The organism is Vibrio amylolyticus (assembly GCF_023145695.1).
Lineage (GTDB): Bacteria > Pseudomonadota > Gammaproteobacteria > Enterobacterales > Vibrionaceae > Vibrio > Vibrio amylolyticus.
Window position 1 is genome coordinate 339,620 of record NZ_JAJHVV010000004.1, and the last position, 23,857, is coordinate 363,476.

20 protein-coding genes are annotated in these 23,857 nt (G+C 44.8%); 8 read left to right on the plus strand and 12 right to left on the minus strand.

Annotated features, from left to right (window positions below; translation table 11 throughout):
* Positions 1-331 precede the first annotated feature (331 nt).
* On the plus strand, positions 332-3,577 hold the full coding sequence (locus KP803_RS08560) for a glycoside hydrolase family 3 protein (protein WP_248008408.1): 3,246 nt from the start codon (positions 332-334) through the stop codon (positions 3,575-3,577).
* Positions 3,578-3,613: 36 nt separating this feature from the next.
* Positions 3,614-3,754: a hypothetical protein gene (locus KP803_RS08565; RefSeq protein WP_248008409.1), complete on the plus strand. Its 141-nt coding sequence runs from the start codon at positions 3,614-3,616 to the stop codon at positions 3,752-3,754.
* A gap of 65 nt (positions 3,755-3,819) precedes the next feature.
* Here the strand turns inward: KP803_RS08565 and KP803_RS08570 are convergent, their stop codons facing one another.
* A complete protein-coding gene (locus tag KP803_RS08570) occupies positions 3,820-4,341 on the minus strand; it encodes an AAA family ATPase (protein ID WP_248008410.1) in 522 nt (173 codons plus the stop codon).
* 108 nt (positions 4,342-4,449) lie between these two features.
* On the minus strand, positions 4,450-6,285 hold the full coding sequence (gene typA, locus KP803_RS08575) for a translational GTPase TypA (RefSeq protein WP_248008411.1): 1,836 nt from the start codon (positions 6,283-6,285) through the stop codon (positions 4,450-4,452).
* A 520-nt stretch (positions 6,286-6,805) separates the two neighbouring features.
* On the opposite strand from typA, the gene glnA reads away from it, so the two are divergent.
* The 6 genes from glnA to add all read left to right on the plus strand — a co-directional run bounded on the left by glnA (position 6,806) and on the right by add (position 15,428).
* On the plus strand, positions 6,806-8,215 hold the full coding sequence (gene glnA / locus KP803_RS08580; RefSeq protein ID WP_248008412.1) for a glutamate--ammonia ligase: 1,410 nt from the start codon (positions 6,806-6,808) through the stop codon (positions 8,213-8,215).
* Positions 8,216-8,366: 151 nt separating this feature from the next.
* Entirely contained in the window at positions 8,367-8,966 is a 600-nt protein-coding gene (locus KP803_RS08585) for a DUF4124 domain-containing protein (protein ID WP_427916933.1), read from the plus strand.
* A 129-nt stretch (positions 8,967-9,095) separates the two neighbouring features.
* Positions 9,096-10,163: a nitrogen regulation protein NR(II) gene (gene glnL / locus KP803_RS08590; protein WP_427916934.1), complete on the plus strand. Its 1,068-nt coding sequence runs from the start codon at positions 9,096-9,098 to the stop codon at positions 10,161-10,163.
* Positions 10,164-10,230: 67 nt separating this feature from the next.
* Positions 10,231-11,634, plus strand: coding sequence for a nitrogen regulation protein NR(I) (gene glnG / locus KP803_RS08595; RefSeq protein ID WP_248008413.1), 1,404 nt, complete (start codon positions 10,231-10,233; stop codon positions 11,632-11,634).
* A 140-nt stretch (positions 11,635-11,774) separates the two neighbouring features.
* The gene (gene gepA / locus KP803_RS08600) at positions 11,775-14,312 is read left to right on the plus strand and encodes a phosphodiesterase GepA (RefSeq protein WP_248008414.1); all 2,538 of its coding nucleotides are present in this window, start codon (positions 11,775-11,777) and stop codon (positions 14,310-14,312) included.
* Between the two features lie 114 nt (positions 14,313-14,426).
* Positions 14,427-15,428, plus strand: a complete 1,002-nt coding sequence (add, locus tag KP803_RS08605; protein WP_248008415.1) for an adenosine deaminase — start codon at positions 14,427-14,429, stop codon at positions 15,426-15,428.
* Between the two features lie 114 nt (positions 15,429-15,542).
* Here add and KP803_RS08610 read toward each other — a convergent pair whose 3' ends face one another.
* From KP803_RS08610 to KP803_RS08655, 10 genes are all read right to left on the minus strand, one after another.
* Positions 15,543-16,508: a flagellar motor protein MotB gene (locus tag KP803_RS08610; protein ID WP_248008416.1), complete on the minus strand. Its 966-nt coding sequence runs from the start codon at positions 16,506-16,508 to the stop codon at positions 15,543-15,545.
* Positions 16,508-17,365 carry a flagellar motor stator protein MotA gene (gene motA, locus KP803_RS08615; RefSeq protein WP_248008417.1) on the minus strand — a complete coding sequence of 286 codons (858 nt, stop codon included), beginning with the start codon at positions 17,363-17,365 and terminating at the stop codon, positions 16,508-16,510. The genes KP803_RS08610 and motA overlap by 1 nt, the downstream gene beginning before the upstream one ends.
* A gap of 10 nt (positions 17,366-17,375) precedes the next feature.
* Positions 17,376-18,107 carry a FliA/WhiG family RNA polymerase sigma factor gene (locus KP803_RS08620; RefSeq protein ID WP_248008418.1) on the minus strand — a complete coding sequence of 244 codons (732 nt, stop codon included), beginning with the start codon at positions 18,105-18,107 and terminating at the stop codon, positions 17,376-17,378.
* A gap of 15 nt (positions 18,108-18,122) precedes the next feature.
* Positions 18,123-18,590, minus strand: a complete 468-nt coding sequence (locus KP803_RS08625; protein WP_248008419.1) for a flagellar basal body-associated FliL family protein — start codon at positions 18,588-18,590, stop codon at positions 18,123-18,125.
* Positions 18,591-18,599: 9 nt separating this feature from the next.
* Positions 18,600-19,658 (minus strand): flagellar hook-length control protein FliK, encoded by a 1,059-nt coding sequence (locus KP803_RS08630; protein ID WP_248008420.1) that lies wholly within the window; start codon positions 19,656-19,658, stop codon positions 18,600-18,602.
* Complete coding sequence (locus tag KP803_RS08635; RefSeq protein WP_248008421.1) at positions 19,655-19,960, minus strand: hypothetical protein; 306 nt, start codon at positions 19,958-19,960, stop codon at positions 19,655-19,657. The genes KP803_RS08630 and KP803_RS08635 overlap by 4 nt, the downstream gene beginning before the upstream one ends.
* Complete coding sequence (gene fliS / locus KP803_RS08640; protein WP_248008422.1) at positions 19,950-20,345, minus strand: flagellar export chaperone FliS; 396 nt, start codon at positions 20,343-20,345, stop codon at positions 19,950-19,952. Before fliS ends, KP803_RS08635 begins: the two co-directional genes overlap by 11 nt.
* Positions 20,346-20,355: 10 nt before the next feature.
* A complete protein-coding gene (gene fliD, locus KP803_RS08645; protein WP_248008423.1) occupies positions 20,356-21,681 on the minus strand; it encodes a flagellar filament capping protein FliD in 1,326 nt (441 codons plus the stop codon).
* A 531-nt stretch (positions 21,682-22,212) separates the two neighbouring features.
* Complete coding sequence (lafA, locus tag KP803_RS08650) at positions 22,213-23,088, minus strand: lateral flagellin LafA (RefSeq protein WP_248008424.1); 876 nt, start codon at positions 23,086-23,088, stop codon at positions 22,213-22,215.
* A 164-nt stretch (positions 23,089-23,252) separates the two neighbouring features.
* Entirely contained in the window at positions 23,253-23,840 is a 588-nt protein-coding gene (locus KP803_RS08655; protein ID WP_248008425.1) for a hypothetical protein, read from the minus strand.
* Between the last annotated feature and the right edge of the window lie 17 nt (positions 23,841-23,857).

Genomic DNA, 23,857 nt, shown 5'->3' on the forward strand with positions numbered 1-23,857 from the left:
TATTCAAACGTTTAATGTACCTAAGCATAAACCACAGCCGCTATCGTTGAATAGAGATAATCCCAACACTCAATCGCTCTAGTTGCATTTTGAGCCACGAACTCGCACTCAAAACCATTCATTTTCTGTATTTGTTTCACGACAAACGGATATTCGTGATTATCAGCCCAAGGCTATAAACAACTCAAAAGTACTGGCTAAACAACGCTATAAATCACAAAAAAGCCCGCAACAATTCTATCTACTGATGATATCCCCCGTAGAACAACAACCCTCATCATCGTGAAGTTACCTATTTTCACGATTAAATACGGATATTGAAGGACTATCTATGACGTATAGAAAAACACTCATTAGTACCCTGATTTCGTCAGCGCTGTTTCTACACTCCACCAGCTATGCCGACACAGAAAAGAGTCAATTGCCCTACTTTGAACAGTGGCCTGAGATTAACAGCCTAATTAAAGAAAACCCTGGCATTGAGAATCGAGTCGCTAAAATCCTAGCCAAGATGACTCTAGAAGAGAAAGTAGGTCAGATGATCCAACCCAATCTTCAAGAAGTAACACCGGAAGAAGCCAAGCAATATAAATTAGGCTCACTGCTCAACGGTGGCGGGAGTTGGCCAAGTGAAAATAAGTACGCGACAGCCGATGATTGGGCAAAAGAGTCTGATAAATATTGGCTTGCTCTAAAAGAAGCGTATGCCGAACGCGGCTTTGATATCCCTTTTATCTGGGCAACAGATGCCGTTCACGGCCATAACAACGTCTTTCGTGCGACTGTTTTCCCACACAATATTGGCCTAGGTGCCGCTCGAAACCCAGACCTTATTGAGCAAATAGGTCAAGCCACAGCCAAAGAGGTCGTGGCGACAGGGTTAGACTGGACTTTTGCACCAACCGTCGCTGCACCTCGTGATTATCGATGGGGTCGGGTCTATGAAGGGTACTCTGAAGATCCTGAGGTCATTCACCAATACGCGGCCAAAATGGTTCAAGGCCTGCAAGGTGGTAAAAATGGCATTAAGAGCGATCGTTATGTTATCTCCAACGTAAAACACTGGGTTGGTGACGGCGGTACCTTTGAAGGGGTTGACCGTGGTGAGAACCATTCCACAGAAGAGTATCTACGCAACATTCACGCGACGGGTTATTTCTCAGGGCTCGATGCAGGTGCACAAGTTGTGATGAGCTCATTTAACTCGTGGCACGATGAGGCGAACTACGACCAGACAGGAACAGGCGAATACAACTACAAACTTCATGGCAGTAAATACTTACTCAATGACATTCTAAAAGAAAAAATGGGCTTTGATGGCATCATAGTAACCGACTGGAATGGCCAAGGTGAAATCAATGGTTGTAGCTCAGCCAACTGCCCTGAAGCCGTCAATGCGGGTAACGATGTATTCATGGTGACCGCCCGAAATGACTGGCAAGCTTTCTACCGCAACGTAATCGAACAAGTCAACGAAGGCATTATTCCAATGGAACGTATTGATGATGCTGTGACTCGCATTCTAAGAGTTAAAATGCGTGCTCAACTGTGGGAGAAGCCACAGCCATCACTGCGTACCTATGCTGGAGATCAAGACATTCTTGGGGCCGATGCGCACCGAGAACTTGCTCGCCAGGCGGTAAGTGAATCTCTTGTTCTACTCAAAAATAACGATCTTCTGCCACTGAAAAAAGACAAGAAGTACCTTGTTGTGGGCAGCGCGGCGAATAGTATCCAAAAACAAACGGGTGGCTGGAGCTTAACCTGGCAAGGCACAGAAAATGAGATCGACCGAGACTTCCCCGGCGCTCAAACTCTCTTAATGGCGATGAAAGACGTCGTAGGCGACGAAAATGTGATCACCGATATCTCCTTGGCGGATGACGAAACGATTGCCCTCGTGGTCTTCGGTGAAGACCCATACGCCGAAATGTTTGGGGACATTAAGAGACACCAAACACTTGAATACTCAACGCTAAAATCTCGCTATGGAAAAGATCTAGAGCTCATCAAAGAGCTAAATAGTGCGAAATTACCGATTGTCTCAGTTTTCTATTCAGGTCGACCTCTTTACGTTAATGAAGAGATTAATCTTTCAGACTCATTCGTGGCGGCTTGGTTACCCGGTACGGAAGCAGGAGGCATCACTGATGTGCTGTTCGCTAAAGACGGGGCTGACTTTTCTGGAAGCCTCTCTTATTCATGGCCTAAGCTAAAATGTTCCACCACCATCAACCGACATGCACCCAATATCCCCGACTACCAAACACCGGATATGGAGCAGGATATCAATGGTGAACATAAGCCACTCTTCCCATACAGTTATGGACTTAGCTATGCTTCTGGATCAAATTCGCCCGCTTCAGAACAGGACCTTAACAACCTTCCTTTAGATCCTAGAGACTTTGGTTGTGGTCAAGACAAGCCCGATGATGCGGTCGCAACAGACAACCTAGAGATTTTTGGTCGATCAAGCAGTGGAGAGTTCATTGCTCGCCTTGGCGGTGAAACCACTGGATGGTCAAACGTTGATATCTCAAGTGGCTCTGAAACGGACATTGGGAATATAAAAACGCGACCAATCAACTACAACCACCAACAAGATGCATTAGAGGTGACTTTCTACGGTGAAGGCGCTCGTCAAATCTACATGCAGACTTACGATGAACAAGGCGTCGATAAAAACGCATACCTCAACGCTGATTCCACGCTTCAGTTTGATATTGATATGAAGACCACAGCACCTGATGATTTTATTTTGTCGATGCACTGTGAATGGCCTTGCCATGGGGAGCTAAAGCTTGGTCCGGTTCTTCCTAAGCCTAGTGACCCTACTATTCCAAACTGGGAAACAATCAAAATACCGTTAGCCTGTTTAGCGGAAGAAGGTATGGTTTTTCCTAACTTAAACAGTGCGTTCTTGCTCTATTCAAATAGCAGTGAGGAAATCAAATTTAATCTCGGTGAAATTCGTTTTGTTCCAAAATCGATCGATCCGGCTGAAGACGCATTAAGCTGCGACATGTTACAAGGAGAGACACTACCACCATTAAATAAACCTAAGGTTGATGTCACTGAACAATGGCCTGATATGGCTGACTGGAAAACCAACACCGATGATTGGCAAGGTATCGATGGGCATGTTTTCTACACTAAAAGCGTATCCGGAGATGAGACAACCATTCATGTCGAGTATGACGCGAGTAGCCCAGAAAGCTATAAAGGCATCGTATTTGTAAAAGGACCGACTCAAAACCTTAGCCTTTATCAAGAAGGGACACTTTCCTTTGATCTCTTTATTGAGAGCTATGGTCAACCAGCCAATGATGGGGAAAATCCTACACATGGTTTGGTCTTTAAAATAGAGTCTGAAGAGGGGCCTGGAGACGATTACCTATTGCCACGAGATAACTATCCAACAGGTGAGTGGCATCATGTCGTTACGCCAATTAAAGATCTTAACAATGGCTCTTTGGATATCGAAAAGGTCAATACTCCAATTGCGCTTCTCCCCTCTTGGAGCGCAACTCAAGCAGGGTTTAAGTTTCAAATAAAGAACATTGAGTTAGCTCAATAGTACTGATGACTAAAGGTCCTAAGGCTAAAAGGGACGATGACTAAAAAGCCAGTTATTGCACTGTTTTTACCTGCAATGGCTGGCTTTATTCACGCAAGAAACCCCATTCAGGCTGGCGCAAAAAAACTGAGAAGTTTCATCATCGATGAAATAATAAGCACTCGATCACTCTATTAGCTCTAATATACTGATCTTTATCGATTTATATCTTTATAAAAGTCAGCAAGTAAGATTAAACGCCATCAAAGCTCGTTTTCAATAAAGTTTACTCTCTGCTCAACACTTCCCCACGGTACATCCACCACCTCAAAACCTAACTCAACATAGGTATCATGCAGCTGATTGTGAATATCAATGGCCTCTTCAAATGGGTAAGGTCGTACGTCATCTTGCACGTAAATCGAGAACTCAGGCTTACACAGGAACACGTGTGGATGATAGTCACAGCACCCTTGTACAAATCGCTCTGAAACATCCAGTTTTCCCTGTTTCAAGTAAGCACAAATATCAGGAATGGCACGATCCATAAAAGAAAGTGAGTTTGAATCAATGGCTGCTTGTTTTTGCTTGCCCATGACTTCCAAGCAAAGCTCTGCAAAGCCCGCTAAGTTCGTCCATGGCAATATTCCATGCTCTAGTTGGCTCTGCTGCTCTATAAGTTGTCTAGAGCTCTCTGTATGCGTTTGATAGCCACGTTCAGCTAGCGCGTTTATCAAGGTGGTTTTTCCCGCCCCAGGGCCACCAGAAATAATGATCGGCTTCATTTTCTTCTCCATGAGGTGATCGCCAGATACAAAAAAGGGCAAGAAGAACTCTTCTCACCCTTTCTAAGGCTTAACCGTTACTGCATTAAGCAGTTAAGCAAGCTGTTATTAAGCGTCTTTAGCTGGACGTGCTGCACGCTTACGTTCGTTTTCAGTAAGAAGTTTCTTACGGATACGAACGTTCTCTGGTGTTACTTCTACTAGCTCATCTTCGTCGATAAACTCAAGCGCTTGCTCAAGCGTATGACGAATAGGCGGCGAAAGAACCTGTGCTTCATCTGTACCAGATGCACGAACGTTGGTTAGCTGCTTACCTTTCAAACAGTTAACTGTTAGATCGTTAGAACGGTTATGAATACCGATTACTTGACCTTCATAAACTTCGTCTGCGTGCTCAGCAAATAGACGACCACGAGCTTGAAGGAAGAACAGTGCGTAAGTCAGTGCTTTACCTGTACCGTTTGAAACAAGTACACCGTTGTTACGTTGACCAATTACGCCGCCTTTGTGTGGGCCGTAGTGATCGTATGAGTGGTAAATAAGACCAGAACCAGACGTCATTGTTAGGAATTCAGTTTGGAAGCCGATAAGACCACGAGAAGGCATCATAAAGTCCATGCGAACACGGCCTTTACCATCTGGAGCCATATCAGTTAGCTCACCTTTACGTAGACCGATGCTTTCCATGATTGCACCTTGGTGCTCTTCAACAACATCAATCGTTACCGTTTCAAACGGTTCCATTAGTTGACCATCTTCTTCTTTGATGATTACTTCAGGACGAGATACCGCTAGCTCAAAGCCTTCACGACGCATGTTTTCGATAAGAATCGAAAGGTGAAGTTCACCACGACCCGATACGCGGAAACGGTCTGGGCTGTCAGTCTCTTCAACACGTAGTGCAACGTTGTGTACCAATTCTTTCTCAAGACGCTCAAGAATGTTACGTGAAGTAACGAACTTACCTTCTTTACCTGCGAACGGAGAAGTGTTTACTTGGAAAGTCATTGTTACTGTTGGTTCATCAACAGACAGTGGTTCCATCGCTTCAACATTGTTTACATCACAGATAGTGTCTGAAATTTTCAGCTCACCAAGACCCGTGATTGCAATGATGTCACCAGCATTAGCTTGTTCAACTTCGTGACGCTCAAGACCTAGGTAACCTAGAACCGTACCCACTTTACCGTTACGCTTCTTGCCTTCAGCATTCACAATTGTTACTTGCTGGTTTGGCTTAATGCTACCGCGAGTTACACGACATACGCCGATAACGCCAACGTAAGAGCTGTAGTCTAGTTGAGAAACTTGCATTTGAAGTGGACCGTCTAGGTCAACTTTAGGGGCTTCTACCGTATCAACAACCGCTTGGAATAGTGGTTCCATGTCTTCGCCAACAACGCCTTCTTCCATTGTTGCCCAGCCATTAAGTGCTGATGCGTAAACCGTTGTGAAGTCTAGTTGCTCATCGGTTGCACCTAGGTTGTCGAATAAGTCGAATATTTGGTCCATAACCCAATCAGGACGAGCACCAGGGCGGTCAATCTTGTTGATAACAACGATTGGCTTAAGGCCGTGTGCGAATGCTTTTTGTGTTACGAAACGAGTTTGAGGCATTGGGCCATCAACCGCGTCAACGATCAGTAGAACAGAGTCTACCATTGACATGATACGCTCAACTTCACCACCGAAGTCCGCGTGTCCCGGAGTATCTACGATGTTGATGCGGTAGTCATTCCAGTTAATTGCTGTGTTCTTAGCAAGAATGGTAATGCCACGCTCTTTTTCGATGTCGTTCGAGTCCATGACTCGCTCTTCAGCTTCACCGCGAGACTCAAGCGTACCTGACTGCTGTAGCAATTTATCAACCAGTGTTGTTTTGCCGTGGTCAACGTGCGCGATGATCGCGATATTTCTTAACTTATCAATCTGTGGAGTAGCCATGGATTCTGATTCACTTATAAAAGAAACAACCCTCTTAAATCGTATATTTAATGAGCATTGCTTTATTTGATTAAAAAAACGTCCGTAATGTACCAGATTCTAGGAAAAATCCCAGAAATATGTGATCTATCACAGCGAATTCCTTTCATATAAGACTAGAAGAGGAGTTGATTTGGGACAAATTACAATCAGGTACACATTATTACGATTGACATCTACGGTAAATATTGGCTGAATAACCTCTGCTGTTTGATTCATATTGGTGCACCATCAATTAATTCGCACCACTTAGGTGCAACAAAGGATCATTTTGGTGCAATAGATAGTTATTCCACCTTCAGCAATCACATAATACATTGAAATTAATGGATTAATTTTTTTGGCACGATAATAGCTTTATGGAAATAAGCATCGATTAATACTATTGAAACCAAATTAATCAATGCTGGATTTCATGCTTAGTTAAGTTAAGCACACAATCGAGCCAATACCGCTTTAATTACACTGGAGGTTATCCAAGATGTCAGTAGAAAACGTTCTATCGCTGATCCAAGAAAACGAAGTTAAGTTTGTTGACCTACGTTTTACCGATACAAAAGGTAAAGAGCAGCATATCTCTCTACCATCTCACCAAGTTGACGCAGATTTCTTCGAAGAAGGTAAGATGTTCGATGGTTCTTCAGTTGCTGGCTGGAAAGGCATCAACGAATCAGACATGGTAATGATGCCGGATGCATCATCAGCTGTTCTTGACCCATTCACAGAAGATTCAACACTAAATATCCGTTGTGATATTTTAGAGCCTGCTACAATGCAAGGCTACGATCGTGACCCACGTTCAATCGCTAAACGCTCGGAAGAGTACATGCGTTCAACAGGTATCGCAGATACAGTTCTTATCGGTCCTGAGCCAGAGTTCTTCCTATTTGACGACGTTAAATTCAACACTGACATGTCAGGTTCTTTCTTCAAGATTGACGACATCGAAGCCGCTTGGAACACAGGTTCTGAAGTTGAAGGCGGTAACAAAGGTCACCGTCCTGGCGTTAAAGGTGGTTACTTCCCAGTAGCTCCTGTTGATTCATCTCAAGATATCCGTTCTGCTATGTGTCTAATCATGGAAGAGATGGGTCTTGTTGTTGAAGCGCACCACCACGAAGTAGCGACGGCGGGTCAAAACGAAATCGCAACTCGCTTCAACACGCTAACAACGAAAGCTGATGAAACTCAAATCTACAAGTACGTTGTACACAACGTTGCTCATGCATTTGGTAAGACAGCGACATTCATGCCTAAGCCACTTGTTGGTGATAACGGTTCTGGTATGCACGTTCACCAATCTCTAGCGAAAGACGGTGTTAACCTATTCGCTGGTGATAAGTACGGTGGCCTATCTGAAATGGCTATCTACTACATCGGTGGTGTTATCAAGCACGCTCGCGCAATCAACGCATTTGCTAACCCATCAACGAACTCGTACAAACGTCTTGTACCAGGCTTCGAAGCACCAGTAATGCTTGCATACTCTGCACGTAACCGTTCTGCTTCTATCCGTATCCCAGTGGTACCAAGCCCTAAAGCACGTCGTATCGAGCTACGTTTTGGTGACCCAGCGGCGAACCCGTACCTATGTTACTCAGCAATGCTAATGGCTGGTCTTGACGGAATTAAGAACAAGATCCACCCAGGCGAAGCGATGGACAAAGACTTGTACGACCTTCCAGCAGAAGAAGCAGCAGAAATCCCAACAGTTGCAGAATCTCTAGAAGTTGCACTAAAAGCTCTTGATGAAGATCGTGAGTTCTTAACAGCTGGCGGCGTATACTCTGATGACTTCATCGATTCATACATCGCACTTAAGTCTCAAGATGTAGAGCGCGTAAACATGACAACTCACCCACTTGAGTTTGAACTTTACTACTCTGTATAACCTCAGCCCATATTTCACAAATAAATGTGTAATATGTAATTGAAGTATCTAGTTATTTAGGCTCACCTCGCAGGTGGGCCTTTTTTCTATTTAGGCTTTAGTTATCACCCTTTAACATACTCAACCAGTTGATTAATTAAAGGGACTGGTGATGACAAAGCGACTTCTTACTTATTTTTGGCAACTCTCATTACGTCTAGCCACTTCACTCATGATCGTATCTACCTTGATCGCGCCCACAGCTGCATTTTCCCAGACTGTTTATACCTGGGAAGATGAAAATGGCGTCCTGCACTTTAGTGATTCTCCTACGGCAAGCAAAAATGCGAAGCGTGCAAAAACGCTCACTTTACCAGACCATCAAGCCTCAGCGCCTGCACCATCATTTGAAAACCTCCCAACCGACCCATCAGGCACGCCTAAGGCCAATGAAAAAAAGAAAAAGCCCACAGCAAGGCCTGAGCCTTTATCGCTCTCCTTTCAATCTCCACAACACGATCAAACCATTCGCAGCAACACAGGAAATTTCAATATCGCTGCCCAGCAGAATCGCAAGCTTTCGGTCGATGAACATCTACAATTGCTCTTCAATGACTCCCGCTATGGAGCCCCAAACACCACTGGAAAATGGCAATTAAAAAACATCGATCGAGGGACTCATACTATTTCAATTCAAGCATTTAGAGACGGCAAGCTTATTGCATCATCCAGTACTATAACGGTGCATTTACACCGAGCTTCGATTAAGTAGCTCAAAATTGGCTTGAAACGCATGACATAGCCCATTTTCACTTTCTCTTGATGCTCCTATGCGCCATACTGGAAACATAGCGCACCATATTGGTGCATTGATGATTTCCAGAGACACAAGGATGAGGCTGTGAGCTTAGAGCAAAGTAACGTAGAGTTAAGTAATGCCATATTAGATAATGTTGTTACAGCAACATTAATGCTCGACGAGTCCCTAACGGTAAGGTATGCCAACCCTGCCGCCGAACAACTCTTCACTCAAAGTGCCAAACGAATTGTTGATCAGCCACTCTCAAAGCTCATTCAGCACGCCTCTATGGATTTAGCACTGCTTTCTCAGCCATTACAGAGCGGTCAAAGCATTACTGATAGTGACGTTACCTTTGTTGTCGACGGAAAGCCTCTAATGTTAGAAGTCACCGTTAGCCCACTATCGTGGAAAAAAGAGCTCATGCTGCTCGTCGAAATGAGAAAGATTGGTCAGCAGCGCCGCTTATCTCAAGAGCTGAATCAACATGCGCAGCAGCAAGCGGCAAAATTACTGGTTCGAGGTTTAGCTCATGAAATCAAAAACCCGCTAGGTGGGTTACGAGGGGCAGCGCAACTGCTTGAACGTATGCTGCCAGATCCCAACCTGACCGAATACACCCAAATAATAATAGAGCAAGCAGATCGACTAAGAGCGTTAGTTGATCGTTTACTTGGCCCTCAAAAGCCAGGAAAGAAACAGCCAGAGAATTTGCACTCTATTATTGAAAAAGCGCGTCAGCTGGTAGAGCTAGAATCCCAACATGCCATTGCGATTGAACGAGATTACGACCCGAGCCTGCCAGATATCTTGGTTGATGCCGACCAAATCGAGCAAGCACTGCTCAATATCATTAGTAATGCGGCTCAAATTCTAACTGAACATAAAATCGAACACCCAACCATCACCATTCGCACCAGAACGGTGCATCAAGCCAATATACACGGCCAAAGGCACAAACTCAGTGCACGTATAGAGATCATCGACAACGGCCCTGGAATCTCTTCTGAACTGCTTGATACCTTATTCTACCCAATGATCACGGGGCGCGAGGGTGGGACAGGACTTGGGTTATCAATTTCACAAAATTTAATTGATCAGCACAACGGAAAAATCGACGTTGAAAGCTGGCCCGGTAAAACAACATTTACCATCTATTTACCAATTTAAACTTTTATCGCTTGCAACATTAACGCCGCGACATCATCAACTGACGTTGCCGTAAGGAATAGACACTATGAGTAAAGGATACGTTTGGGTTGTTGATGACGACAGCTCTATCCGATGGGTTATGGAAAAAACACTCTCATCGGCAAACATAAAATGTGAAACATTTGCCGATGCCGAAAGTGTCCTACTCGCTCTAGAGCGAGAAACACCAGATGTGCTGGTTTCGGATATTCGTATGCCCGGCATAGATGGTATACAGCTGTTAGAACAGATCCACAAACGGTCCCCAGAGCTGCCCGTTATTATCATGACTGCGCACTCAGATCTTGATGCCGCAGTTAATGCTTATCAAAAAGGCGCCTTTGAGTACCTGCCAAAACCTTTTGATGTCGATGAAACACTGACACTGGTTGAGCGAGCGATTACTCATAATCAAGAGCAGCGTAAAGCACAAAGCAATGATGATGTCACACCCGATGAAACACCTGAAATCATTGGTGAGGCCCCAGCCATGCAGGAGGTTTTCCGCGCTATAGGTCGACTCTCTCGTTCTTCAATTTCAGTCTTAATTAATGGTGAATCAGGGACTGGTAAAGAGCTCGTCGCACACGCACTGCATCGCCATAGCCCACGCGCAAAGAAACCCTTTATTGCCCTCAACATGGCCGCTATTCCAAAAGATCTGATTGAATCTGAGCTTTTTGGCCATGAAAAAGGCGCATTTACCGGAGCAAACAGCGTTAGACAAGGTCGCTTTGAACAGGCTAACGGTGGCACACTGTTTTTGGATGAGATTGGTGATATGCCACTCGATATTCAAACTCGCCTGCTAAGAGTACTTTCTGATGGCCAGTTTTATCGAGTCGGTGGACATTCCGCGATTCAAGTGGATGTTCGAATTGTCGCCGCGACTCACCAAAACCTTGAAAGCTTGGTCCATCAGGGTGACTTTCGTGAAGACTTGTTTCACCGCCTCAACGTGATTCGTATTCATATCCCTGCACTTCGAGAGCGAAAACAGGACATCGAAAAGCTAACTCTACACTTTTTATCGTTAGCCGCAGAAGAGCTCAAAGTGGATATCAAAACACTGAACCCAGCCACCATCGATATTCTCAATAACCTTGAATGGCCAGGTAATGTACGTCAGCTAGAAAACATCTGTCGCTGGCTCACTGTAATGGCCAGTGGTAACGAGATTCTACCCAATGACTTACCAACAGAGCTTCTTGACGAAAAGCCGGTAGCTGCTTTAAATGAAGGGGAAAACTGGCAGGCTTTATTAGCATACTGGGCTAAACAGGCGCTCTCTTCAGGAGAAACCGAACTGCTCACCTTCGCTCAACCTGAATTTGAACGTATCTTATTAGAAGCGGCACTCGACCATACCAATGGCCATAAACAAGATGCAGCTAAGGTATTGGGTTGGGGCAGAAATACACTGACGAGAAAATTAAAAGAGCTATACTGATTGAATACAAGGAAAGACAACGCATAAATGAGACAGAATGACGACATACCACTTATACGGCATATCATTCTGTACAATATTGAGGCATGCTCAAAAAATAACCCTCGAAATGCGCTGATACCTAATATTCATGGACGTTGATGACTCAAATTACCCTTAGAACAGCGGTTGTAGTGCCTTTCATCTTGATATTTATGATCACGATGGGGAGCATTATTACTGTTCAAAAGTTTAGCTATGAAGAGATGGTTGAGGTGGTCAGTGATAAGCACCTCACTTCACTCACCACAAACGTGGTTCAAAAGCTCAACTATTACTTAGAAGAGCCTTTTCAAGCAGCTCTCTCGATCAGTCATAGTATTGGGCAAAATAATCTCTACCAAAAAGATAATCTTGAGGTCATAGAAAAGTACATCTTAAGTAGTTTTGAATCATTGTATCAGCCAATGTCTCAATTGGGTGTGATCAGCTTTGGTAGTGAAGCGAAAGAGTACCTCGGGTTTAGGAAAGAGGCGAATAACGATTACAGCTTGATGCTGCAAGACAATCGAACCGATGGCAAGCTTGTCATCTATCAAGGTAATGCCATCACCCCACAGGCCCGTGCGATCATCGATAATTATGACCCAACCGTTCGGCCTTGGTATACGCCTGTTGCCACTCATGGAAAAGCGACATGGTCTTCTATCTATACCGATGCTGATGAAAGACAAACCATCACCATTTCTGCACTCGCTCCCGTCATTCAAGATGAACAATTTGTTGGGGTCATCGCGAATGATATTAAAATCCACACCTTTAACGCCTTTCTAAAAGAGTTAAAGCAGAGAACCAAAGCCACCATTTATATCTTCGATAATGAGCAACAGCTTGTGACACACTCTAGCGACAAAAGTGTGGTTTCATGGGGAACACCGATTACCGACAAAGGCGAAAGACTGCTTGCCATAGAGAGTAACAACCCCATTATTTACGCGATGGCACAATTCATTCGCCCGTTGGCATTTCCCGTTCAATCACGTTTGTATAAATTCGACTTAGTCCTAGAAGGCGAGCGTTACTTTAGCCTAGTCACCCCCTACACTGACCATCATGGTCTTGAATGGTATATCGGCGTCTCGATTTCTGAACCCGACTTACTTGGTGCCTTGCCGAACAATCAACGCCTCAGCTGGAGTATCGGTATCTTTGTCAGTGCTATTGGTATCGCATTAGGCCTACTCGCTTTTAATCGAATAACTCAACCCATAACCGAAACCGCACAATCGGCTCGAGCACTGGCGTATGGTGATTGGGAAACCAACATGCCGAAGCCTGGACGCATTTATGAGATAAGCGTGTTGGTTAATGCCTTTAATGACATGACCAATAACCTCAAGGCTTCTTTTCAGACTTTACGTAATCAGCTGCTCTACGATTCGCTAACCAATCTATACAGCCGTGAAGGACTTATCGACTGCTGTGACAAGCTTCCTGCACTTAACGGTAGCCTACTTCTTATTGGAATCAATCAATTTCGAAACATCAACGACAGCATCGGACACAACCGAGCCGATTTGCTGCTCAAAGACATTACTCACCGCGTAAAACAACTCTTCAATAACGACGCTTACATAGCCCGAATAGGGGGTGATGAGTTTGCTGTCTATCTCACTGAAGGCCACGATAATAATGAACTAAAACTACTGGCAAACCGAGTACACCAAGTATTTGCATCGCCGTTTGTTATGGAAAAAAATAGCTTAGTGATTAACGCCGCTATTGGTGTTGTGCCCAATAACAGCGAACTACTGTCCATGGAGAAATGGCTGCGTAATGGCAGTATTGCACTGAGTAATGCCAAGCACGAGCTGTCTAATATCAGTTTCTACCTTCCTGAAATGGCAGACATATCTAAAAATAGAACCGCGATGATGGCGAAACTCCAAACCGCGATTGAAAACAACGAATTCGTAGCGTTTTATCAACCCATTATCGATCTCAACACCGGAGATGTAATCGGTGCAGAAGCGCTCGCTCGTTGGATATCACCACAAGAAGGGCTCATCTCACCACTCGATTTTATTCCTATTGCCGAAGAATATGGATTTATTGCTGAAATCGGTGAACAAATATTGCGCCAAGCCTGCAGAGACACAATGTTAGGCACTCAACAAGGAAAGTGGGGAGAGACTTTCCATATGCACGTTAATATCTCAGCGCATCAACTCTCCCATCAAGACTTCATCAATACCTTGACCGACATCATTAGCGAGTCTGGTATTCAAACTCACAACCTCACTTTAGAGATCACCGAATCTCGAATCGTCAGCGGAGATAAGATAGTTTTGGATAACATGCAAGCCATTCAAGACTTGGGATGCCATATTGCTATTGATGATTTCGGTACGGGTTATAGCTCATTGGCGTATTTGCATGAACTCCCATTTGATTGCATCAAAATTGATAGAACCTTTGTTGAACAGATGAAAGCGAATAACCTTGATAGCTCTATCGTCTCCGCCATCATTAATATGACCAAAGGGATGAAGGTTGATATTGTCGCAGAAGGTATTGAAACAATAGAGCAAGTTCAAATGCTCAACTCACTTCACTGCCCTCAAGGACAAGGCTTTCTCTACAGCCGCCCTGTTCCCTTCGAAGAGTGGCCAACACATTTAGTTAACATAGAGCAGTAAACACACCATTTACTGCTTTTTGTCCACTTTCGCTACTGACAGTATCGTGAATGGTTTTTATACTTAGCATCTGCCGGCCTAATATAGCCCTCTAATTTTAAATGGAATGATTACATGATTACTAAGAACATCCCTTTAACTGATCTTCATCGTCATCTTGACGGTAATATTCGTACTCAAACCATATTAGAACTTGGTAAAAAGTTTGGAATCTCGCTTCCTGCCTACGATATTGAAGGATTAACTCCTCACGTACAGATTGTCGAGGCTGAGCCATCACTGGTCGCTTTCCTATCTAAGTTAGATTGGGGGGTTGCAGTACTGGGCGATCTTGATGCCTGTCGTCGTGTCGCTTACGAAAACGTGGAAGACGTCCTCAACGCACAAATTGATTATGCTGAACTGCGTTTTTCTCCTTACTACATGGCAATGAAACATAAACTCCCTGTTGCGGGCGTTGTTGAAGCCGTGGTGGATGGTGTGAATGCTGGCATGCGTGACTTTGGCGTAAAAACCAACCTTATCGGTATCATGAGCCGTACTTTCGGTACCGATGCTTGTCAGCAAGAACTTGATGCAATCTTGACTCAAAAAGATCACATTGTTGCCGTCGACTTAGCTGGTGATGAACTGGGTCAACCGGGCGATCGTTTCGTTACTCACTTTAAACAGGTTCGTAATGCAGGCCTGAACGTAACGGTTCACGCAGGAGAAGCCGCCGGTGCTGAAAGTATGTGGCAGGCCATTCAAGAGCTTGGGGCGACCCGTATTGGCCATGGTGTGAAGGCGATTCACGATCCTAAACTGATGGATTACCTAGCCGAGCACCGCATTGGGATTGAGTCGTGCTTAACGTCTAATATCCAAACCAGCACCGTTGACTCGTTAGCCAACCACCCAGTGAAGCAGTTTTTGGCTCATGGTGTACTCGCTTGTCTAAATACGGACGATCCAGCAGTTGAAGGTATCGAACTGCCATACGAATACGAAGTGGCCGCACCTCAAGCAGGTTTAAGCCAAGCTCAAATCAAACAGGCACAAATGAATGGTTTGGAACTGGCGTTTTTATCAGAGCAAGAGAAGCAAGCGCTGAAAGACAAAGTCAGTCAACGTTAATCACTTAACTTATAGCTCAACCAGTCGCTCAACATATTAAGTTATCAAGATCAAAAAAGCCTCTATCACTAGAGGCTTTGTTATATTCAAATGAATTCGGCATTTCACCAATCACTACCACACAACGGGCTGATTGTCCTGCGCGGTTTGGTGAGCCTGATTTAATGCGCTACCGCTCTTTCGACCAAACAGTTCATTCAGCATTTCTTCACTGTCAGCCGTGAGCACTAATATCTCGATACGTCGGTTCACTGCACTATTTGGGTTCTCTTCATCGAGTAGCATTTTGTCTGACATCGCCGTCACTTGTGACACGCGATCAGCCGGCATACCGCCAAACTCAAGTACCTCTCTAGCACGTTGTGCACGTTGCCCAGACAAGTTCCAGTTGTTATTTCTAGAGCGACTATTAAATGCCGTGGCATCGGCGTGCCCAGAAATCATTATCGCGTTTTCTACTGTCGTGAATACTGGTGCAAGCGCTAATAACAGATCTTCAAAGTAGTCGGTTAAACTAGAACCTCCCAACTTGAACATCGGTCTTTTCTTATCATCGTTCACTAAGATTCGTAGGCCTTGTGGCACAACCTCAATCTGAACGTGATCACCAATCGACAAATGGTCACTGTAGGCGTTCATAAACTCACCCAATACCACCATCTGCTCTTGGCTATCATAACGACCTGCAACTAATGAAAGGCGCTCCGTTCCAATACCACCAAAGTTACTGCCATCGCCATCCTTGACGTTAATGGTTAAGCTGTTCCCCAAGTGACGAGGGTTACTCGGATTTACACTAAGTAAATCAGGTAATGCACTACCACCAAAATCAATAGCAAATAAGCTATTATCAACAAACTGCTCCTCTATTGGAATCATCTGGGGCTGGCCCGCTAATTTTCCAACAATCCGTTCTTTTTCATCCGATGTGGTCACTTGTAATATCCACATCACCATAAAAAAGGCCATCATGGCTAAGGTAAAATCAGCAAACGCGACTTTCCATGACCCTTTCGATACCTCCTCGCTGTGCCGACGACGTGCACGACGAATAATAATCTGCTCTGATTGACTACGCATTATTGAAATACTCGCTGCGTCACCCAGTTCTCCATCTCAGAGAAAGTCGGCTTAACATCCAATAAAATCAACTTACGACCCGCATCCACAGACACTAAAGAGCCCTTTCCTGACGTATGCGAAACCAAAATAGCGCGAACACACTCAAACGCGGATATTTCTCGCCTAACACGCTTTTCCATCGCAGCACTGATTGGGTCAAAGACACAGTAACAAAAGAAAATACCAAGGAACGTACCGACTAGCGCCGCAGCAACGCTGATACCAATTTCAGCCATGTCGGCATTAATATTGGTCATGGTGATCACGATACCCATCACGGCGGCTAAAATACCAAAGCCAGGCATCGCTTCCGCTAAACGGTGCATGCTCTTTGATGGTGTTAACATGTCATCTTCAATTGATGCTATCTCTTGCTCAAGCATGTGTTCAAGCTCATGGCCGTTGATTTTACCCATCGCCAATAGACGGAAGTTATCGCAAATAAACGTCACCAGTTTTGGGTGCTCCATGATCTCAGGGTACGCAAGAAACATGCTGCTTTGATACGGCTCTTCAATGTGCTCATCAAGTGCTCTCATACCACCAACACGTATCTGCTCAAGCAGGTGATGCATCATCGAAAGAAGTTCACGATACAGCTTACGCTCATCTTTTTTTATCATGATCGCTTTAGATTGAGTCCACATATCAACAATGACATGCTGAGGGTTACCTAAAATTACCGCACCGGCACCAGCACCTAAAATAATGATTAGCTCAGCCGGTTGCCACATCGTCCCCAAATAGCCTCCAGCCATTAAGAATCCGCCAAACACACCAAATATGATGACGATTACACCGATAAGTTTTTGCATGATTGTTCCTTTATAATTGACTCTTAATCATCGTCTGAAGATGAGTTAATGCTTGTTTATGCAGCTGACAAATACGCGCTTCAGTAAGACCAACCACCATGGCAATCTCTTTTAAACTCAGCTCTTTCAAGTAATACAAACTTAAAATCAACTGCTCACGATCTGGCAATCGCCCCAATGCGTATTTCAATAAGTCTTGGTCAATTAAATGTTGAACCGCGCTGTCACTCGGTTCTAAATGAAATTGTTCACTGCCCTGCTCAAAAAGCTGTTCTAAGCTTTGAAGCTCTTCTGCTTGGCTCACGTAAAGTAAGCGATGATACTCATTCGACGTCAAACCTAGCTCTTGCAAAATCTCTTGCTCTGATGGCTGGCGTGACAGTTTTTTTGTTAGAAGCTTCACTTTGTTGGTCAAGTCATGAGCCTGTTGGCGCAGCTGCCTTGGTCGCCAGTCACGACGTCTTAGCTCATCTAATATCGCCCCACGAATGCGTCTTGAAGCAAAATAGGGGAAGTTTTCATCCATTTCACCATAACGTCTAGCGGCCTCCAGAAGACCAAGCAACCCAAGCTGCTCCATATCATCAAGGCCAACAGTAGCCGATGCATGAGGACGCAATTGATTCACGATACGCTTTACCAATTTCAGGTGCTGACGAAGTATCGCTCCTTCATCAATGGCCGAAGGTGTCGGCTGAACTTCCAAATAGTCATGTTGCGAACAATCTTGGGCTTCTAGCATGATTTCACCTGTCTGTTATTGAAGAACCAACTTGGTAAACAACACGTCATCGATGTTGTACATAAATCCATTTTCCAGCAGGGTTTTCGCTAGATTCATCTGAACTTGCTTTTGCATGTAGTCAATATCATTAATGTCACGCATCTCTTCATAGCTGTACTGGCTAAACATCTTTAGCAGTACATTATTCACAACTGGGCGATAGCGGATCAGCTCTTCGTGAGCCGTCAAACTAGACGTTTTTAAATCTAACTCGAGAAGTAAATAGTGTGGGCGCTCTTCGCCATTTAACGAGATAACGAACTTATCAAGTGACATAAAATGGGTTTGAGCATCTTTAGCGTTCGAGCCAAAAATAGTCGACACATCTTTGACTTGCTTATCGGTAAAATGAAGCGTACCGAATACCGTTCCTCCGATCAGCGCTGAAGTAGCAATACCTGCCAAGACTAACTTGACCAGTGGGTGACTGAAATTAAACATAAATATTCCTTAAACTAAACGTGTGATGCGGTGGTCTTCCAGACCAGATGATTGAAACGTTGAATCCCGCCAATCCGATTCCGCCACCATAATCTTTTCAAGAGATTCAGCTTGAGTGTCTTGATATTGAGCATCGCCATGCTCACCCACATCAACGCTGACTTGGCTTCCCATCAACTCTTTCGATTCCAGTTCCAAACGCAGCCGTTCCGCACTTTGCTGGATCGCCTCACGAAGAGCGGGATCATTGGCCAACACTTGAATTTGAACTTTACTGCCATCCACTCTCACGCTTAGCTCTAACGCTCCGAGGTGAGGTGGGTCTAAGCGAATGCGAGCTTGCGAGACATCTTGGCTCATCTGCATCTGAACGCGGTCTTTCAACACGGCCGTCATCTGCTGACCCCAAAGCTGCTTATTCGCATCAACCTTAACTGGCGACCATTCAACGAGCTGACTATTCGCGTGAGTATTTGCAGCGGCTTCTGTAGGAGCTGCCGTGGTGATTCCTGCTTGTAAATTTTGCATCGTCATAAACGATTGAGGAGATTGCGACCCGCGCTGTAACTGGGCTAGAAGCTCTGGGTTGTGCATTTCAGGTCGAACCGGCACCATTGCATTAGAAATAATGCGCTCCATCGCTTGAGAAAAACTCAATGTTTCTTGTGGTTGCTGTGAATGAGCGAGTGCTTGAGGTCGATGGTGTTGTCCTAATTGAACATCCACGCTTTGAAGACCATCAGATCGACGCATCATAGAAAGCAGCTGCTCACGAACCTCACCACCAAAGTGATTAGCAAGATCGACGACTCGAAATTGCCCATCAGGTGGAAGCTGAGAGATCAGCGACTGCTCACTATTGAACTGCCAATCTTCCATCTCAGCGAGCTCTTTAAGCTGGTCATAGAGGTCAAACCAATATTGGCCTTGTTCACCACCGCCAGGTGTCGCAACCTCTCCAAGCCCCAGAAGCTCTGAAAAATCCAAACCAAGCTCAGCATTGCTTGAACGCATAGGTGTAACATTATGCGCTTGAGTAGGAGGTAGAGTCGCAGAAATAGTCGTCATGCACTCGCCCTCTCTACTTGTGAGTATTCTGAGGCGCCTTCTCGCTGATTATGTAGGCTCGCCAATACACGCCCAATGCGCTGCTTCTCTTCATCACACAGCGCTATCGCTTGACTGTGAGACTCTTTGAGTGCGATCAAATCGTGTTTTAATCGCTGAGCGGCTCTCGGCTGTTCATTAATGACCGTTAAGATCTGACGTATTTTCAAATCCAGTGACCGCAGCTCTTTCCACTCTTTGTTTTTGCAAATGGACTGAAGCTTCTGATTGACCGAACGTAGCAGAGCGCTATTAATTTCCATGTACCGCTCCAAAGTTCTGCCAACCTTCCTGAATGTTCGTCATTACGGTGCGCACCTCATGAAGCTTTTCAATCTCATTTTTAGTACTGGCCTCAAACAGACGCAGGCTGCAAAAGTCATATAAGTTGTTCATCTGCTCTGCCATCTCGCCGCCTCGCTTCATGTCGAGTGCACTGTTTAGTCCGCCGATGATGTCGAGACAGCGTGCGATAGCTTCGCCTTTTTCTTTTAAGCGGTTCGCTTCCATGTGCGCTTCCGCTCGAGTTAACGTATCGAGAAAGCCACCAATCAGCATAAGAACTAACTGGTATGGACTCGACGCCGCCGCTTGTGCTTCTACGTCAACTTGTTGATAGGCATCAAAGCCCGACTCATCATTAAACATCTGTTACTCCTTAAAACATGAACATGCCTGCGGTTGATTGCATCTGTGCCATGGCCTGTGCCATCGCAGAGTATTCACGCAGGTATCGGTCGTAGGTTTTTTCCATTCGGTAATCGAGGGTCTCTTTTTTATCTTCCACTCGATCAATGTTGCCTTGCAGTGTGTCTTGGCGGGTTTTCAGCAGATTACTGTTACTACTCGAGCTGCCGGTATAGGGTTCGATCACGCGATCCAGTGTTGCGAGTGCGCCGTTATCACCAAAAAAGATGGCATCAATTTTCTCAGGTTCTTCCGCTAGTGCTTTTTCAAAGCGGTCACTGTCGATTTTTAGTGTGCCGTCGCGATTAGCTTCAATGCCGATGCTGTAAAGCGTGCCTTCATCAAAGACGCCACGAGTCGCATTATTAAGTGCACTCTTTAGGCCGCGAGCCGTTGAGTCTCCTGCTAGCGCTCCCGCTGTTGTTACAGAGCTACTGCTGTCATCATCGTCATCGTCGTTATCATCCTGATCAATCTGATAATCGGTTTTGGTGTGCTTTAAGATGACTTTCATCAAATCGTTATAAGCATCAACAAACTCTTCAACCGCTTCTTTGGAGGCCTCATTATCGGTGCCAACGACTAAAGTCAACGGCGCTTCACCTGGCTCATGTACTTTGGTGACTTCAAAGCTCACACCATAAATCGCATTATTGAAGGTATTGGTGCTGCTGGTCAGCTCAAGACCATCCTCACCACCGAGCATCACAATGGCATCCGCTGCAGCACTGAGTTCACGATGATTGTGAGCTGTGCCCGTTATCTCAACTTCGAACTTATTTTCAACACCGGTCTCATCCGAGCCAAGTACCAAGTGTTTCTCACCACCAGAGCTCACCACGCTGGCATTAATCCCCACATCAAGACCATTGATATGGTCAGTCAACTCATTAAGATCAGCGTAATCAGCAAAGTCGATATCAATCTTCTCCCCATCCGCCGTAGTCAGGGTCATCGTCCCTTCTGCTGGAATCTCACCATTGGCAAAGGTGAATGAGTCTTGCTGTGATTTCGCTAATTGCTTAACGAAGAGATCATAAGAGCCCTCGCGCGCCTGACTGCCCACCGTGGCATTGATGTAACCATCTTGGTTCGTAGAACCTGATTTCTTAACGAAGCTATTATCGGCTTTGTTCATGTCATCAAGTGCGCTTTGAAAGCTGCTAAAAGCGGTATCTATCTCTTTCCATGCGTCTAGCTGGGTTTGATATTTGGCCTGCTGATTAGCGTATTGAATATCAAACGGTTGACGTTGAATCATCACCATTTGCATTGCCATTTGAGCCGGATCGATCATCTCTACTTTCCTATTATCTGCACCGTCAAAACAGACGGATTTATCTCTATTCTGGAGCGTTGCTTCGGTCGACTCTGCTCAAGTGGATTCACTCAATCTACTTGCTTAGAGCAAAAAGCATTCCAACACTTAACTGTTTGTTTAATGGTGATTTAACTACCTAAAATAACGTGGTTTTGACTATTTTCTCACCGCTACACCATTTCAGGTTTGAAGAAACGGAAGCAGGTATTCCGTTAACGGAAATCGAGCGGAATATTTGAAGTTAAAAATTCCGACTCTCTTCAGCCCTTGTCATATCTATGTTTCTCATTGATAACAAACGACAAACTGGCGAAATTTCTTAATCAATTTCAAAGCTTAAATTGGGATCTTGTGGGCAGAAATGGAGAGGCTTAAAAAGCAAAAGGTAACAATACAAAGAGTCAAAAATGAGCGTCATTCCTAGTTCAACACGCATGAAAAAACCGCAGTGGGGGCTGCGGTTTAGAAGATAGAGATGGTCGCTAAAATTATTTAGCGTAAGCCAAATTAGATTAGGCTCATTACCATGCCAGACATGCCATTTGCTTGAGAAAGCATAGACATAGACATTTGCGTTAGCATTTGGTTCTTCATCATGTTTGAAGATTCAACCGCGTAATCAGTATCCATGATACGGCCTTTCGCCATTTCAGTGTTCTCACGCATGTTACCAAGGTTAGTAATTGTGTGGTCTAGACGGTTGATGTTTGCACCTAGTGCAGAGCGAATATCACCAATACCTGCTGTTCCATCAGGATCTCCATTGGCATCAACACCACCTTTTAATAGGGCATCAACTGCATTCATAGCTGCGTGTGAACCAGCTGCATCACTTAAATCACCACCTGCCAATGCTGTAACAGCCGCTGTTACTTCAACAAGCTCATCACTTACATCTACTGTCAACACTTCATTTGTAGATGCGCCAATTTGAAATTGCATAGGCTCAGATAGTTTACCATCAGCACCTAGTAGGTTATTACCTGAACCAAATTCAGTGTTCGCCATGATACTAGTTAGCTCATCTTGTAACTCATCCCACTCGGCTTGCATTGCTGCACGCTCAGAAACATCGTTGGTATCATTCGCCGCTTGCGTAGCAAGGTCTTTCATACGGTGAGCAATGTTCGTCATCTCATCGAAAGCGCCTTCTGCTGTTTGAAGCATGCCGATAGCGTCTTGAGAGTTACGAGAAGCAACCGTTAGACCGTTCACTTGAGACTGAAGGCTTGTTGCGATTTGCAGGCCAGCCGCATCGTCAGATGCAGAGTTGATACGGAAACCAGTAGAGATGCGTTGCATCGATTGGTCCATCGCACTTGATGTTTTATTTAGGTTGTTTTGCGTCATTAGTGACGTGTAATTAGTATGAATCGATAGCATGGTTAAATCCTCTTTTGATTATGCTGTTCCGCTTACATAGCTATAAAACGTCGACGGCTCCCTACCTCTTAAACCACTATTTTCAGATTTCTTTCACGACGACAGGAAAAAAAATAAATTAAATAACAAAAGCTATATTTTTGCTGAATGGATCGATATTTCGCTTAAAAGATCATCAACAAAACGAGTGTTAACCCGATCCCACACCACATTGCTCGCTTCACCCATAGCCTTTGTTCTTGACTCGCGATTGGGTTGTAGCCTTCTCCACCTAGTGGAGACCAAAGCAGCTGGACGGGTTGAGCAAGCTCTAAACCATTGGTGACGATTCGCCAGCCCCCACCAACGGACGGCAGCAATTTAATCATTTGATCATTAGCTAATGTAGAAGCTACTAAGACCGCTTCCCCTTGTGATATTTGCCAACGTACTTGGTGGGTTTGCCCGTCTAATTCAAATTGCGCCATTAATACACCACGCCCTTGAGGCAAGGTTAATACTGGCGTCGTTTGTTGCCCTTGCTGATAAGCCATATCGTGACGACTTGACGTCACGGGCTGAGCAGAGTAGAGCATCCTTATCACTTGCCATTGAGCCAGCGGCATCACCAAACTTGGCATCTGCTGCTGTTGATGCGCCGTTGGAAGGTGACTTGCTTGCTTAGAGGGCTGAGACATCTGCTGCTCAGATTTAAGCTGTGTCGGTTCAACACGAACCAGTTTCTCGATACCAGGTGGGAGTTGTGACTGCATGCTAGCCTCTGAAAAAT